This is a genomic window from Ancylomarina sp. 16SWW S1-10-2 (assembly GCF_009669305.1).
In the GTDB taxonomy this organism is placed as follows: domain Bacteria; phylum Bacteroidota; class Bacteroidia; order Bacteroidales; family Marinifilaceae; genus Ancylomarina.
On sequence record NZ_SADB01000003.1, the window covers coordinates 1 to 15,693 of the forward strand.

The 15,693-nt window shown below is 35.2% G+C and carries 10 protein-coding genes; 7 read left to right on the forward strand and 3 right to left on the reverse strand.

Going from position 1 to position 15,693, the window contains the following annotated elements; translation table 11 throughout:
• Nucleotides 1–522: 522 nt before the first annotated feature.
• Genes EMN46_RS03150 through EMN46_RS03160 form a run of 3 tightly spaced genes read right to left on the reverse strand, consistent with a single transcriptional unit; the run spans nucleotide 523 to nucleotide 4,577 of the window.
• Nucleotides 523–2,817 carry a tetratricopeptide repeat protein gene (locus EMN46_RS03150; RefSeq protein WP_154199225.1) on the reverse strand — a complete coding sequence of 765 codons (2,295 nt, stop codon included), beginning with the start codon at nucleotides 2,815–2,817 and terminating at the stop codon, nucleotides 523–525.
• Between the two features lies 1 nt (nucleotide 2,818).
• Nucleotides 2,819–3,280: a ubiquinol-cytochrome c reductase iron-sulfur subunit gene (locus EMN46_RS03155; RefSeq protein ID WP_154199226.1), complete on the reverse strand. Its 462-nt coding sequence runs from the start codon at nucleotides 3,278–3,280 to the stop codon at nucleotides 2,819–2,821.
• A 22-nt stretch (nucleotides 3,281–3,302) separates the two neighbouring features.
• On the reverse strand, nucleotides 3,303–4,577 hold the full coding sequence (locus EMN46_RS03160) for a cytochrome b N-terminal domain-containing protein (RefSeq protein WP_195715168.1): 1,275 nt from the start codon (nucleotides 4,575–4,577) through the stop codon (nucleotides 3,303–3,305).
• A 526-nt stretch (nucleotides 4,578–5,103) separates the two neighbouring features.
• Here EMN46_RS03160 and EMN46_RS03165 point away from each other — a divergent pair.
• From EMN46_RS03165 to EMN46_RS03195, 7 genes are all read left to right on the forward strand, one after another.
• Nucleotides 5,104–6,114: an L-rhamnose/proton symporter RhaT gene (locus EMN46_RS03165; protein ID WP_154199228.1), complete on the forward strand. Its 1,011-nt coding sequence runs from the start codon at nucleotides 5,104–5,106 to the stop codon at nucleotides 6,112–6,114.
• 37 nt (nucleotides 6,115–6,151) lie between these two features.
• Nucleotides 6,152–7,300, forward strand: a complete 1,149-nt coding sequence (locus tag EMN46_RS03170) for a mandelate racemase/muconate lactonizing enzyme family protein (RefSeq protein ID WP_154199229.1) — start codon at nucleotides 6,152–6,154, stop codon at nucleotides 7,298–7,300.
• Nucleotides 7,301–7,302: 2 nt separating this feature from the next.
• Nucleotides 7,303–8,739: an aldehyde dehydrogenase family protein gene (locus tag EMN46_RS03175; protein WP_154199230.1), complete on the forward strand. Its 1,437-nt coding sequence runs from the start codon at nucleotides 7,303–7,305 to the stop codon at nucleotides 8,737–8,739.
• Between the two features lie 31 nt (nucleotides 8,740–8,770).
• Nucleotides 8,771–9,442: a bifunctional 4-hydroxy-2-oxoglutarate aldolase/2-dehydro-3-deoxy-phosphogluconate aldolase gene (locus tag EMN46_RS03180; RefSeq protein ID WP_229130251.1), complete on the forward strand. Its 672-nt coding sequence runs from the start codon at nucleotides 8,771–8,773 to the stop codon at nucleotides 9,440–9,442.
• Nucleotides 9,443–9,509: 67 nt separating this feature from the next.
• A complete protein-coding gene (locus EMN46_RS03185; RefSeq protein WP_154199231.1) occupies nucleotides 9,510–10,601 on the forward strand; it encodes a sugar kinase in 1,092 nt (363 codons plus the stop codon).
• Between the two features lie 337 nt (nucleotides 10,602–10,938).
• Nucleotides 10,939–12,405, forward strand: coding sequence for a sulfatase-like hydrolase/transferase (locus EMN46_RS03190; RefSeq protein WP_154199232.1), 1,467 nt, complete (start codon nucleotides 10,939–10,941; stop codon nucleotides 12,403–12,405).
• A gap of 26 nt (nucleotides 12,406–12,431) precedes the next feature.
• The gene (locus EMN46_RS03195) at nucleotides 12,432–15,665 is read left to right on the forward strand and encodes a glycoside hydrolase family 2 TIM barrel-domain containing protein (protein ID WP_154199233.1); all 3,234 of its coding nucleotides are present in this window, start codon (nucleotides 12,432–12,434) and stop codon (nucleotides 15,663–15,665) included.
• The last annotated feature ends 28 nt before the right edge of the window (nucleotides 15,666–15,693 follow it).

The following is a 15,693-nucleotide window of genomic DNA, read 5'->3' on the forward strand; positions in this document are numbered from 1 at the left end:
TGAACCTAAAATGGTTCGAGGATTTAGGTTTGTTTAATATGTCGATTAAATACGCACTGTTACAAAATTAATTTGAAACCGCCGTATACGAGAGTACGTACGGTGGTGTGAGAGGGCGGGGGAGTAATCCCCCAACCTACTCGATTTTGGAAGTAGAAGATATCTGAAAATCATAACTGATAAATAAGGCTTTTATTAACCTAATTATGATTCATTTCACAGCACGAATTTATCATCGAAGTAGGAAATTGTTTATATATATGTCTAATCTATTATTATTATTATTATTAGAAATTTGCATTTGTGACTTGAATCTAAGATCTAAATATTATGAGTTTTCATACATTATAAATTAGTACATAAAAAAAGGGAGTTTCAAATGAATGAAACTCCCTTTTTTAGCGCAGAGATGTTTAGTTCCCTTATGTGTTAAATATATTGATTTGTATTTGTTCCTATTGATGTAAATGTTTGTTTTTACTTGAGTTCCATTGAATCTTAAAGTTAGTACTGATATGAAATCTATTGATTTAAAATGGCTTCAATATTTGCTTTGTCGTTAATATTAGGAAACTTTTCAAGTATTTGTTTTGCCACAATTTTCGACTCTTTAATTTGCTTGTATTTTACATGAAGATTAAGCAATGCTATATAGTAATTCTGATCCTCAGGATTAATTTTGATGGCACTTTCTAAATACTTAATAGCATCTTTCGGATTATTTCTAAAATCATACATCATTGCAATATTGTAGAAAATTCGAGGATTATCAGGCGAAAGTTTTGAGGCCTTTAATAAATAAGTCATCGATTCATCGTAACGCTTACGTTCAGATAAGAATAGGGCATAGGTAAACATTGTAGCACCATCGTTAGGAACATATTTCAAATAATCTTTTAGCAAAATTTCAGCTTTTTCATATTCTCCTTTGTTGTTGTACAATATGGCCAAGTTTATTTTAATAGGATGAAGCAGTGGATCTTGTTCCAGAGCTCTTTTATAAAACTCTTCTGCTTTGTCCGTTTGCTTGGTGTTGTAATAGAAATTAGCCAAGTTAAATTTACCTGCTGGAAAATCAGCACTATACTCTAGAGCGTCAAGATATTCTTGGTTTGCTCGCTCAAGTTGTTCTGTATATTTTGCAGGTATTTGATCTCTGTTAACAGTATTTAATTTTGTAGCGCATTCTATGCGAATGGCTTTGGTCTGATCGTTGAGTAGTCCTAATATAATGTTTAATGATTTCTGATCATCCATTACTAAATTTTGTAGGGCATTGTAACGAATGTGACCATTAAAATTGTTTAAAGCTTCATATAGAACGTCCTTGCTTTTTTTCTGATAATGCACTCCTAATAAGCGAATAGCTGTTGCCCTAATAATCTCAGGGTACATTTCGTCCTTATAAATATGAACTAAGCCATCGTAACCTTTTTGGCTACCCGTTAGAGCTTCCTTAAAAGCAAGGCCATATTGTGATTTACGGCCAGTGCCATGCCACTTGTTTATATAATCAACAGCCCATTTTGTCGATTTATCTGCATGGCATTGATTGCATGCATTTGGTGTGCCTAATTTTTCAGTTAAATCAGGTCTCGGAACACGGAAACTGTGATCATTTCTGTAATCAACACCCATATAAAACTGTGCTGGCATATGGCAGTTAATGCAACGTGCACCTTCTCCAACTTCAAATTTTACACCATCATCAGCAATAACAGCTTCTCCCTCTTCTCCTTTTAGTTTATGAAAATGATGCTCCTTGGTATCGTAATCATCTGCTCGGTGACATTGAGTACATAATCGGTTGTCCTCAAATAATCGTTTTGTACTGTGTACGTTATGGCAGTCGTTACATTTTACATCTCTCATATACATCTTACTTTGTGTAAATGAGCCGTAAACGTAATCTTCATCTAATATTTGACCATCGATATGGTAATTTTCGCCGTTGGGTAAATTCGGAATAGTATGATTATAAATATCAGCACTGTGTTTAAAATCGGAGATGGAACCTCTTCGGGCATGACAGCGTACACATAAATCAACATACTCTTTATTGTCAATGCCACTTGTTTTTACGACTAGTCCCGAATTATTGTGTTCATCTCTAGCATAATCAGCTTTAGCAGCCCATTCCAAGTGTTTAGAGGCTGGTCCGTGACATGCTTCACAGCTTACATTAATTTCGCTCCATGTTGTATGATAAGAATCGGTTTTGGAATCGTATCCTTTAACCAAATTGGTTGAGTGACAATCAGCACACATACCATTCCAGTTTTGGGCCTGATTTGTCCAATGTAACCAGTTATCGTGTTCTATAATTTCATCTTTATAAACTTTACTTGCCATATGATACCAAACACTGTCTTTCGAATTCCATGTAAGAGGAAGGGTTTGTAATCTGCCTTTGTCGAATTCAACCAAATATTGTTGTAAAGGATAATATCCAAATACATATTTAATTTCAAATTCTTCCATTTTTCCTGATTCTCCATCAGTTAGTACATAAAAGCGATCATCTCTTTTGTACATTTTATGCACCATCCCATTGTATTCAAGCGATTGATTATTAAAGTTGCCCAAAACAGTAGAATCATTGGCATGAGCCATCGCTTTATCATGATCAGATCCTACCCAATCATTGTATTCATTTAAATGGCACTCAATGCAGGTTTCTTTGCCTACGTATTGTGCTTCTGCAGATATTTCTTTACTGCTACCATAAGTATTTATCAACAAATACAAGGGAATCGCTAGTATGGCTACTAAAGAAGCAAGTAAGCTGATTCGCTCTGTTTTTTTACGATTCTCCATTTTATGCGTAGGTTAACTGCGATTTATCGAATGATGATCTTTTTATTGGTTTTTTTGTGTCAATAAGCAACTCTCCTTTTTCGATTGTAATTGGAAAGTAATCTAATGGGCGTGTTGCTGGTGCCGATACGACTTCTCCATATTTATCGAATTGTGATGCATGGCAAGGACAGTTGAAGCCTCCTGTTTTAGAATTTGTATTGACGATACATCCCAAATGGGTGCATTTAATAGACATGGCTAAAAATCCACCATCTTCGAAACGTTTTAGAAAGAACTGACCCGTTAAAAATGGATACAATTTATTGTTTTCGAAGGCTGTAGCTTTACCAGCATTAAATAACTCAGCAGTACCCGACGAGGTATTTATTTTGTTTACACTTCCTTTTAGTAAGAAAAAAGCTTCCACAGATGCTACTGTAATGAGTGCCCTTTTTATGAATTTTCGTCTGTTCAATTTCATTATGCTATCGTAGTTCAATATTTTAAAAAATCATTAACATGCCTTCTCCTCTAAATAATAACGAGATGAGTAACATACATATATAGGATGATAGTATGATGCTTGTGCAAGCCATGATTAATTCTGTTCGGTTGGCTTTGTGTTTTTTATTCCAAAATAAAAGATAAATGGCAACAGGTACGATATAAAATAGAAAGGGGATAAGTCCTGTTGAAATGACACTTGGCCAGCTTGCCAGCCATAAATCAAAATGAAGAAAGTGCTCAAATAAATAAATCAATATAAAGGTAAATACAAAAGCAATAAGACTCGATTGAATGGTCATTTTTTTACCCAATGGAGAGTTGAACCAAACACCAATGTTTATCTTGTCGTATTTATAAAAAGGAAGACCCAAGAAGAAAATACCTGTTGCAAATGGAATAACTACGGCACCAAAGAATGGGTGAAGATGTAGTAATAATTCTTGAGCTCCTAGGAAGTACCAAGGAGCTTTACTTGGATTTGGACTCTTAAGAGGATTTGCTTGGTCTAGTAATGGAGCATCATAGAATGCTGCGGTTAAAAATAAGCCAGCTATTACAATACATGCAACCATAATTTCTTTTGAAACCAAATTTGGAACTATATCTACGAAATCTTGTTCTTCTTTTTTAGGTAAGGCTATACCACCAGCTTTACGAACTAGCCAAAAGTGCATAACCATTAAAACAATAAATAATAAGGGGATAATTCCTGTATGTAAAGTATAAAAGTTGAGTAAGGTATTGCCATCAACCGTTTCGCTTCCACGAATGGCATATGCAAGTGAATGTCCAATAAATGGAATATATTCAAAAATTTGGGTAATAACGGTAACTGCCCAATAGGCAAGTTGATCCCAAGGCAAAAGGTAACCCGTAAAACTCGAGGCTATCACCAAAAACATCATTAGTAATCCATAAATCCAATTTTCACTTCTTTTATGAAAAATGGACTGCGAGAAGTAAACTCTTAATAAATGAAGGAAGGATACGACAACCATAAGTTTACCCGATAAATGATGTAAATTTCGAATAAATTGACCAAAAATAGTATTGTTTTTTAAGCCTAATATGGAATCGTAAGCATGTTCAACGGTAGGAATATATGAAAACCGAAGTAGTAATCCGGTAATTGATAGAATTATAAAAAGTAATGCACAAACGCCTCCTAAACCGAAGGTTCGATTAAATTTAGTAGCTCTGGAATCTATTTTATACGGGTGAAGGTGTAGTATAAATTTTTCTATTGATGAGACAGTTTTGGTTTCCTTCATTTTGTTTTCCATTGCATACAATAAATAGGTTCTGATGTGTTTACAAAGGAAGGAAAAATATATCTATTTTTTAATTACTAATGAGAAAAGTTCTCGTATGTGCTTTTCTGATAATCGATATTGTCTTTAATATTTTAGGATCAGTATAATCTATATTTGTATCATTACTGTATTTTATATTGTTTAAATAGATACTTCCTACTTTCTATTTATTCGTTATAAAGGTCTTTAGTTGTGTTTGTTATCTAATACACCTAGATGGTAGTAAAGTGTTAGTAATGGAAGTTGCGTTTGGAATTTAAATATGTTTTGTCCTATAATTTTACAATCTATAGCTGGGTCTTTTGAGCATTTATTATAGACTCATTCTTTGTAGATGTTATGCTCGACTATTTTGATATGGTTGATCACTAAAGAATCTCTAGAAATTTAAAAGGGGGTAATATAATGTAATCAGATGGTAAATTTAAAGAATACAAGTGAGCTATATTTCTCTTACTTTGTTATTAAATAAAAAGAAGATATTATGGAATTTGTATTTATACCTTTCGCATTAGTGTTATTAGCCAGTGTCTTTCAGGGATCATTTGGTTTAGGCATGAAATTTATGGCTCCTTTAAAATGGGAAGCTTGGTGGCTTGTTCATGCTACTGTAGCAATGTTAATAGTTCCAATTGTATGGGCTCTAATGGTGGTGCCAGATTTATTTGGAGTTATTGCTAGTGCTCCTTCTGAAGCAATTTGGATTGGAATGTTGTTTGGTTTCTTGTGGGGAATTGGAGGCATTATGTTTGGAAAAAGTATTCCTTATATTGGTATTTCACTTACTTATGGAATTGTAATGGGCGTTTGCTCAGCAGTTGGTAGTTTAATTCCATTCTTCCAATTAGAAGGAGCGGTTAATTTACCTGCATTCCCTTATGTTATTGCAGGTGTCGTTATTATACTTATTGGAGTTGCTATTACTGCAATTGCCGGAATTAAGCGTGATAAATTAATTCAAAAGGAAAACGGTGGAGCTGTTAACCTTAAGTTGGGGTTAATTATTGCTGTTATTAGTGGAGTTTTATCTGCTTTCCTTAATGTCGGTTTTGTAAATGCTCAACCAGTTGGTCAAGTCGCTGAGGCTTCGGGGGCAATTGCTAGAAATAGTAGTTTGGCTGTTTGGGTTGTGGTTCTTCTTGGAGCTTACATTATGAATGCTGGATATGCAATTGTACTGCTCTTTAAAAATAAAACATGGAGTTCTTTCTCTGTTCCAAATTCTGGGAAAGCTTATGCTTGGTCTATTGTTGCTGGTTTATTATGGTTTGGGGCTCTAGGTGTGTATGGGCAAGGTGCAACATTAATGGGAGATATGGGTCCTGTAATAGGTTGGCCAATCTTACTTGGAGTTTCACTCATCGTAAGTAATGTTTGGGCGTATCTTAATAAAGAATGGACTGGGGCAAAAAAACCTTTTGCCTACTTACTTGTTGGTTTGCTAGTTTTAATATTAGCTACGGTTGTTTTAGGCTATTCCAACGGTGTTGTATAAAGAATTCAATTGTTATTTATTGATAAAAAATTAGGCTATGAAAATAAAGTCAATAGAAAGTTTCGTTTTATCTGATAAATTGGATGAAAGCTTTTACTTTTCTCAGTGGGAATATTCTGAAAGACGTATTTGTATCGTAAAAGTTACAAGTGATACAGGTCATGTTGGTTGGGGTGAAGGTTATGGTCCTGCCACGGTTATTAAGGCTGGAATAGAACTCTTAACTCCGTTTTTAATAGGTCAGAATCCTTTGGAGACTGAAACAATATGGAGTACAATGTATCGTCGCACATTAGATTATGCCAGAAGAGGCGTTCTTGTTGCTTCAATAAGTGCAATTGATGTGGCTTTGTGGGATTTGAAAGGTAAGATAATGGATTTACCTGTTCACTTACTACTTGGTGGAAAAAAACGTGATTTTATCACTCCATATGCAACAGGTATGTACTACAATCATTGTAATGATTTAGAAGCTAAACTTGTTAATGAGGCCAAGCAATATGTCGACATGGGTTTTGAAGTCATGAAGATGAAAGTTGGTTTGGGTATAAAACAGGATGTTGAGTATGTGAAAAAAGTGCGTGAAGCCATTGGTCCGAATATTAAGTTAGCAATAGACTCTAATCATGCTTATAATTTGAGAGAGGCAATTCAGTTATCAAATGCTGTAGAGAAATATGATATAGCTTGGTTCGAAGAGCCAATATCTCCAGAAAATTATGAGCAATATGCTGAATTGAGATCAAAAACTACGATTCCAATTTCAGGTGGCGAGTGCGAATATCTACGTTTTGGGTTTCAAACCTTATTGAAAGCAAACTGTGTTGATATTGTACAACCAGATATTTGTGCTTCAGGTGGATTAACCGAGGCTAAACGAATTGCTGTGTTAGCATCTGTTTATGGTGTAGAACTTATTCCTCATACATGGGGAACTGGTATTGCCATATCGGCAGCTTTACATTTTGTAAGTAATTTGGATGTTATGCCAGGGCGACTTAAAACGCCAAATTGTTTGTTGGAATACGACAGAACAGAGAATGCTTTAAGAGAAGAACTTACTAGTACCGACATGGTAATGAAGGATGGTAAGATTAAAATAAGTGATAAACCTGGATTAGGTTTTGAGTTGAATGAAGATGCGGTATATAAATATGCGTTAGATCAAACTGTTTTAAAAGCTTAGATATGAACTTTGGATATAAAAAATTATACATAGGTGGTGAGCTTCGTGACTCAATTTCCGGAGCCAAAAAAGATGTTATTTGTCCTGCAACCGAAGAAGTTGTTGGAACTATAGCTTGGGCTGGAAAAGAAGATGCCGAATTGGCATTGGAAGAAGCTCAAAAGGGCTTTAAATATTGGTCTAAGCTCTCGCTAAAGGAGCGTACTGTTTGGATGATGAAATTACGTGAAGAGGTTTTAAAGAATGACGACCTTTTACGTAAGGCAGTTGTGATGGAGATGGGAAAATCATACGATGCGGCTTGGGAAGATATTGAGTCGATTGTAAATGCTTTGGAGTTTTATCCAGGTGCTATGCGAAATATGCACGACGAAATTATTCCTGATATTGAGAATACGCATCGACATAAGATCGTTAATCAACCAGCAGGTGTAGCTGTTGCTTATTTGGCTTGGAATTTTCCTCTTTTAAATGTTGGATATAAAATTGGTCCTGCCTTAGCTGCAGGTTGTTCTATTATTATAAAGCCTTCTGGCTTAGCTTCTTTATCATCTTACGTTTTGGGTGAGATTCTTTACAATATGAATTTTCCTGCTGGAGTGATAAATTTCATTAGTGGTCCTGTTTCAGAAGTGGCTTACACAATGACTACGAGTAAAATTCCGAAGGTCTTAACGATGATTGGTTCTTCTCAGTCTGGTCGTCAAGTTATGGCTGATTCTGCAACATCAGTAAAGCATGTTAGTATGGAATTGGGTGGAAATGCTCCTTTTATAGTTTGCGAAGATGCCGATCTTGAGACTGCAACTAATATTGGTATTGCTCTTAAATATGGCAATTGTGGTCAGATTTGTGTTTCGCCGAATCGTTTTCTGATTCATGAAAATGTTTACGATGCATTTCTTGAAATGTTCATTGCTAAGGCAAAGAAGATAAAAGTTGGTTTTGGTATTGATGAAAAACCAGACATGGGACCTTTAGTTACCTTAAAGGATAGAGAGAGAATTATTAAGATGGTTAAAGATGATGTAGCCAGTGGCGCAACTCTTGAACTAGGTGGTGGAATTCCTGCAGGAAAATCGGTAGGAAATTTTATGGAACCAACAATTATAACTGGTCTTACAACTGAGATGCGTTGTTTTAAAGAAGAGATTTTTGGTCCTGTTGCTGCTATCATGAAATTCTCTACAAACAAGGAGGCGATTGAGCTTGGAAATGATACTGTGTATGGATTGGTTTCTTATGTATTCTCTAAGAATGAAAAAGATCTTAGAATGTTTGGCGAGGAACTTGATTTTGGTGAAGTTCAAATTAATGGTGTGAAATATGCGATTTACTTGCCTCACGGAGGAATTAAGGAAAGCGGTATTGGTCATGACTGTTCTTATCTTGCTTTGAATGACTATTTAGTGAAAAAAAGAATAACAACAGCATTGTAAGTTTCTTGGAATCAATTTTTAAATATATAATATGCAACCTATTGCACAACGCGCTATGGCGCCAGAAATAATTACAAAAATAGACAAAAGCGGTATAATCGCTGTATTGGTTATAGACGAGTTAAAACATGCAGTTCCTGTTGCTCAGGCTCTTCTTAAAGGAGGCGTTAATGCAATAGAATTGACACTTCGTACACCAGTTGCAATGGATGCAGCCCGCCTTATAAAAAAGGAAGTTCCTGAAATGAGTTTAGGTTTTGGGACTGTTCTAACTGTTGATCAGGTGAAAGCTGTTGCTGATCTTGGAGCCGATTTTGCTGTTTCTCCTGGTTGTAACACCAAAATTATTGCCGAAGCTTATAAGCAAGGCTTATCATTTGCTCCTGGAGTAATGACACCTTCGGATATTGAAGTTGCTATTGAACAAGGCTGTAGAGTGCTTAAGTATTTTCCTGCTGAAACTTCGGGAGGAATGAAACACTTAACTAATATGGTTGCTCCCTATAAATATTTAGGTTTAAAATTTATTCCACTAGGAGGATGTAATATCGAAAATGCACCTTCATACTTGGAGTCTTCTTTAATTACTGCAATTGGTGGTTCTTGGGTAGCTAAACAGTCTCTTATTCAAGCAGAAGATTGGGATACGATTACAGCAAATGCTCTAGAAATAAGAGAATTGATTACCAAGATTAGAAAATAACATAAAATAATTCAGGCTATGTTGGTTTCTGAATGAAACCCTTAAGTATGAGTCAAATATCAAAATAATGAAAACAATAATAACATTCGGAGAGATAATGGGGCGTATTTGCCCAGAAAATTTTCAACGTTTTCAACAAAGTATGCCAGGTAAGCTTGATATGACTTTTGCTGGAGCAGAAGCTAATGTTGCTGCATCAATTGCTATGTTGGGAGGAAAAGTAAAGTTTGTAACTGCACTTCCTGATAATGAAATGACAGAGGCATGTTTATCAGTTCTTAAAGGAATCGATGTTGATGTTACTGGAATTAAAAAAGTGAAACAAGGTCGATTTGGTTTGTATTTTGTTGAGCGTGGAGCTAATCAAAGACCAAGTCGAGTCATGTATGATAGAGATTATTCTGCAATATCACTTACTCATGGTGAGGAGTACGATTGGCGTAATCTATTTGCAGATGCGCAATGGTTACATACAACTGGAATTACGCCTGCTTTATCAGAAATATCGGCTAATGCTACCGAAATTGCTGTTCGAACTGCAAAGGAAAAAGGCTTGTCTGTTTCTTGTGATTTGAACTTCAGAAAAAAACTTTGGCAATGGCAATCTGGAACATCTGCTTCTGATCTTGCTCAAAAAACAATGCGTGCCATACTTCCTTTTGTTGATGTAGTGATCGCAAACGAAGAAGATGCTCATGATGTTTTAGGAATCTCAGCAGGAAATACGGATATAGAAGGTGGAAAACTTGATGTAGAAAAGTATACTGATGTAGCAAAAGAGATTGTTAGACAATTTCCTAATGTGAAAAAAGTTGCAATTACTTTACGTGAAAGTATTTCTGCTACACACAATAATTGGGGAGCTATGTTGTACGATGCAGCTACTCAAGAATCTCATTTCGCTCCCTTAACTGATGGTAAATATACACCATATGAAATTAAGTCTATTATCGATAGAGTTGGTGGTGGAGATTCATTTGGAGCATCTTTGGTATATGCTTTAAATACGCCAGAGCTAGCTAATCCTGCAAAAGCAATTCGATTTGCAGTTGCCGCATCTTGCTTGTGTCATTCAATTAATGGTGATTTTAATTATTCTTCTAGATCAGAAGTTGAATCCTTAATGGGTGGCTCAGGTTCAGGAAGAGTTGTTCGATAAAAGGTGTAATTTTAAAAGATAGTAAGGTTAAAATATATTATTCAGTTATCGTTTAACCAATGGTTATTCGATAACTGAATAATATATTATCGTTTAACTGCTGATTTTCTTATTAAAGACTTAAGATTAGAAGAATTTGATTTTAGAAAATAAGATCTGTTTCCTATATTCCATGATAGGAAGTTTTATTTTGCTTTTATTCGAAAACGTTGGCGTTGATAAAAGAGAGATTAAGTCGATTAGATCATATTCTGAGATTTTCATTACGGATTAAAGTAAGAATCAGTATTTCTTGTAGAACACAAACATATCAGTATTAGACAAAAAAAATAACAAAATGAAAAATCTAATTTTATTATCACATAAGGTTAAATTGGCCTGTTTCGGTCTTTTTATTATTTTAGTAGCTTGTACTGGTGCAGATAAGAAAACACAAGATTCCCGTCCAAATATTTTGCTTGTTTTGTGTGATGATTTGGGCTATTCAGATGTTGGCTTTAATGGTGCTACAGATATTACGACACCAGCTTTAGATAAGTTAGCTGAGGAAGGAACTATTTTTTCATCGGCATATGTAACTCATCCTTTTTGTGGACCAAGTCGTGCTAGTTTAATGACCGGACGATATCCACACCCAATGGGAGCACAATTTAATTTACCTCCTAATAGCGAAACAATAGGGAAAGGTATTCCTCTCGAAGAAACTTTCATTAGTAAAACATTACAGGAATCAGGATATTATACGGGAGCAATTGGAAAATGGCATTTAGGTGCTGTGCCAAAATATCACCCTAATGTACGTGGTTTTGATGAGTTTTTTGGATTTTTAGGTGGTGGTCATGAGTATTTTCCCAAGCAGTATCGTGCTAAATATGAAAAACAAAAGAAAGCAGGACAAAAAGTGATTTTTGAGTACCTTCTACCTTTGGAGCATAATGGACAACCAGTAAAAGAAAAGGAATATATAACAGATGCCTTTACGCGTGAAGCTGTTAAGTTTGTAGATGCTGCATCGAAAAAAGAGGAGCCATTTTTTCTTTATTTAGCTTATAATGCACCACATTCTCCTCTTCAGGCCAAACAGGAAGATCTAGATTTGTTTGCAAATATTAAAGATGAACATCGAAGAACTTATGCGGCTATGGTTCATGCTGTTGATCGTGGTGTCGAAAAAGTGGTTAAAACCTTAAAAGAAACTGGACAGTTCGATAATACTCTAATTGTATTTCTTAGCGATAATGGCGGTAAATTAAGCAAAGGTGCAACGAATTATCCTTTACGTGAAGGTAAAGGTAGCGCTTGTGAAGGTGGATATAGGGTTCCAATGTTTTTCCATTGGCCCAATCATGTTCCTGCAGGAAGTCGTTTTGATTACCCCATATCAGCACTTGATTTTTATCCAACATTTACAGGATTAGCTGAGGCTAAGATTCCTGAAGGGAAAATATTGGATGGAAAGAATATCTGGAGTGATTTTATTTCGGGGAAAGATTCACATCAAAACCAGATGATTTATTGTTTGCGACATAGAACAGGGTATACTGATGTAGGAGCTCGTCGTGATTCAATGAAGGTTTTAAGAATTAATAAAGAATCATGGAAATTGATTAATTTGGACAAAGATATTAATGAACAACATGATTTAAGTGCTAAGTATCCAGAATTGTTGAAGGATATGGTTGCCGAAACTGAAAAATGGAGCCAAACTCATAGACAACCTCGATGGTGGCACAATGAACAAACAGGTATCGAATGGAAACGGGATAGTATGCCTCGATTCGATGAAACATTTAAACTTGACTAGCCTTAAATCAGACTAAAAAAAATAAAATGAAGAAGACACTTTCAATTCTCGGACTAATTATATTTGCTTGTTCGAATATATCCATTGCCCAAAATGACTGGGAGAATGAGATCATGTTTGAACAAAATAAAATGAATGCGCGTGTGCCATCTTATTCGTACACAAATGTAAAGGATGCATTAAGTGGAAATAGAGATAAGTCGAGAATAAAATCATTAAATGGAATTTGGAAATTTAATTATGTGGGCAAGTCGGAAGATCGTCCTACTGATTTTATGGAAAAAGATTTTGTAGGAAAAGATTGGAATGATATTGAAGTGCCTTCCAATTGGGAACTACAGGGGTTTGGGCAACCAATATATTCAAATATTGTTTATCCATTTACACCAAATATTCTTGATCCCGCTTTAAAATCTAATTGGAGAGGTCCACAACCTCCACGTCCACCAAAAATTTATAGAGACAATCCTGTTGGTAGTTATTTTCGCGATTTTGAAGTGCCCGAAGAGTGGAATAATGAATCAATCATTCTTCATTTTGGAGGTGTTTCTTCTGCTTTTTACTTATGGGTAAATGGCAAAAAAGTAGGCTATAGTCAAGGAAGTCGTTTGGCTGCCGAATTTGATATTACTGAGTATGTAAAAAGTGGCAATAACAGAGTCGCAGTTCAGGTGTTCCGATGGAGTGATGGAAGTTATCTAGAAGATCAGGATATGTGGCGTTTAAGTGGTATTCATCGTGAAGTATTTCTTATGGCTCAGCCTAAAATTGCATTGAATGACTTTTTCGTTAGAACAAAATTTGATGCAAATCTTCAGGATGCTAAATTGGAAATTCGTCCGCGTGTTTGGGTAAAAGAGAATGAATCGAATTTGGAAGGCTGGAAAATTACAGCTCAACTTTACGATGCAGATAAAAATGCTGTTTTAAACGAATCTTTATCTGTTTCGGTTAAGGAAATATATAATGAAAGATGGCCACAAAGAGATATTACCAAATGGGCAATGATGGAGGCCAATATTCGATGTCCTCAAAAATGGACGGCTGAAACGCCTTATTTATACAAGTTGGTTTTTAGTGTTCTAAACCCTAAAGGAGAACTTGTTGAGGCTCGTAGCCAAAGCGTTGGTTTTCGTAAGGTAGAATTTAGCAAGAATAATGAACTTCTTATCAACGGAAAGTCTGTTGAGATCATAGGAGTGAATCGTCACGATCATAGTCCTGTGCATGGAAAAGCTCTAACAAGAGAAGAAATGCGTAAGGATGTTCAATTACTTAAGCAATTTAATTTTAATTCTGTTCGTACTTCACATTATCCAAACGACCCGTATTTCTTAGAACTTTGTAATGAGTATGGTTTGTATGTAATGGGTGAAGCAAATATCGAATGTCATCATTTGGGAAGTTTTATTCCTCAAAGCCCAACTTGGCCAGCAGCTATTTTAAGCCGATGTATTCGAATGGTGGAACGTGATAAAAATGAACCATGTATTATTTCATGGTCGCTTGGTAACGAAGCTGGAACGGGTCCTGCATTTGCAGCAGCTGCAGGCTGGGTAAAAGATTACGATCCATCTAGATTTATTCATTATGAAGGAGCACAAGGCGATCCTACAGATCCTGATTACATTGAAGGAATTGCTTTTAAATTATCGAAAAAACCAGTTTATGCAAATCCTGACGATCCTAAATATGTTGATGTATTAAGTAGAATGTATCCAGAGCTAAGTCAATTGGTAGGCATGGCAAAAAGTGGACATATCGATCGACCAATAATTATGTGTGAGTATATGCACGCAATGGGAAATTCTATTGGAGGTTTAACTGACTATTGGAAGGAAATACGAAACAGACCCAATCTTATAGGTGGATTTATTTGGGATATGATTGATCAAGGACTTGAGAAGACAACTGAAAATGGCGAGAAATTTTATGCTTATGGTGGCGATTTTGGAGATATTCCAAATGACAAAAACTTTTGTTTAAATGGTGTGTTTGCTTCAGATCGTACGCCACATCCTCATGCTTGGGAATGTAAACATGTGTTTCAGCCTGTCGTTTTTGAAGATGCTGATGTTAAAAATGGGCAGGTTCGAATTATCAATAGATTTAACTTTACAAATCTAAATCAATATGAAATTCGTTGGACTTTGTCTGAAAATGGTAAAAATTTACAATCAGGAATTCTTCCAGAGCAAGATATTGATGCTTATGCTAGTTCTGTGGTAAAAGTTCCTTTTAAAGCGGTGAATTTTAAATCGAATTCTGACTATTGGTTGCGATTAAGTTTACATGAAAAAAGTGATCGTTTGTGGTGCAAAAAAGGATATGAACTAGCTAGTGATCAAATTGCTTTGAAAGCTAGAGCAGAATTACCTACTTACGTTTCTTCTTCAAAAGAAAAAATTTCAGTTACAGAAACAGATGCAGAAATTGTAATTAAGAGTAAAGGTTTCTCAACAAGTATATCAAAGAATAATGGCGAGCTAAGCTCTTATCTAGTCAAAGGAGAAGAACAGTTAAAATCTCCTTTACATGCAAATTTCTGGCGTCCATCTGTTGATAACGATGTAAGGGGAGCTAGCAGTAAGAATTTTAAAAAATCTGAAAAGGTTTGGCGTAATCTGGAATCAAAATTTGAAACCAGTCAAGTAACTGTAAACGCTGACAACAATAAATTTGTAAGCGTTGCAGTAAAGCAAAATCTTGAAGATAAAATAGAACTTGCAACGATCTATACCATTTTTAATGATGGAAAAATTCTCGTAAAAATGGATTTAAACGCTGATGAATCACTTCCTCGTTTGGTACAATTTGGTGCTACAATGGGAGTTTCTTCAAACTATTTAAATACATCGTATTATGGAAATGGTCCATGGGAAAATTATTGTGATAGAAAAACAGCTTGCGAAGTAGATGAATATCGTATTAAAACCGATGACCTATTTACAAATTATGCTAAGACTCAAGGTAATGGTAATAGAACAGATACACGTTGGTTGAAGTTGATGAGTAAGAATGAAAAATCTGGAATTATGATCTCTGGAAAACCAATGTTTGGATTTTCAGTTTGGCCTTATTCTGCAGATAATATTGAAAAGTCAAATCATCCATACGATTTAAAGAAACAAGGATTTTATACACTTAACATCGATTGTGTACAAGCAGGAGTAGGTGGAACATTGTCGAATACTTTGCCAAAATATATTCTAGAATCGGGTAAATATGGTTTTGAGTTTCTTATTGAGCCATTGGATTAATTATTGATTTAAATAACGTTTTAACCTT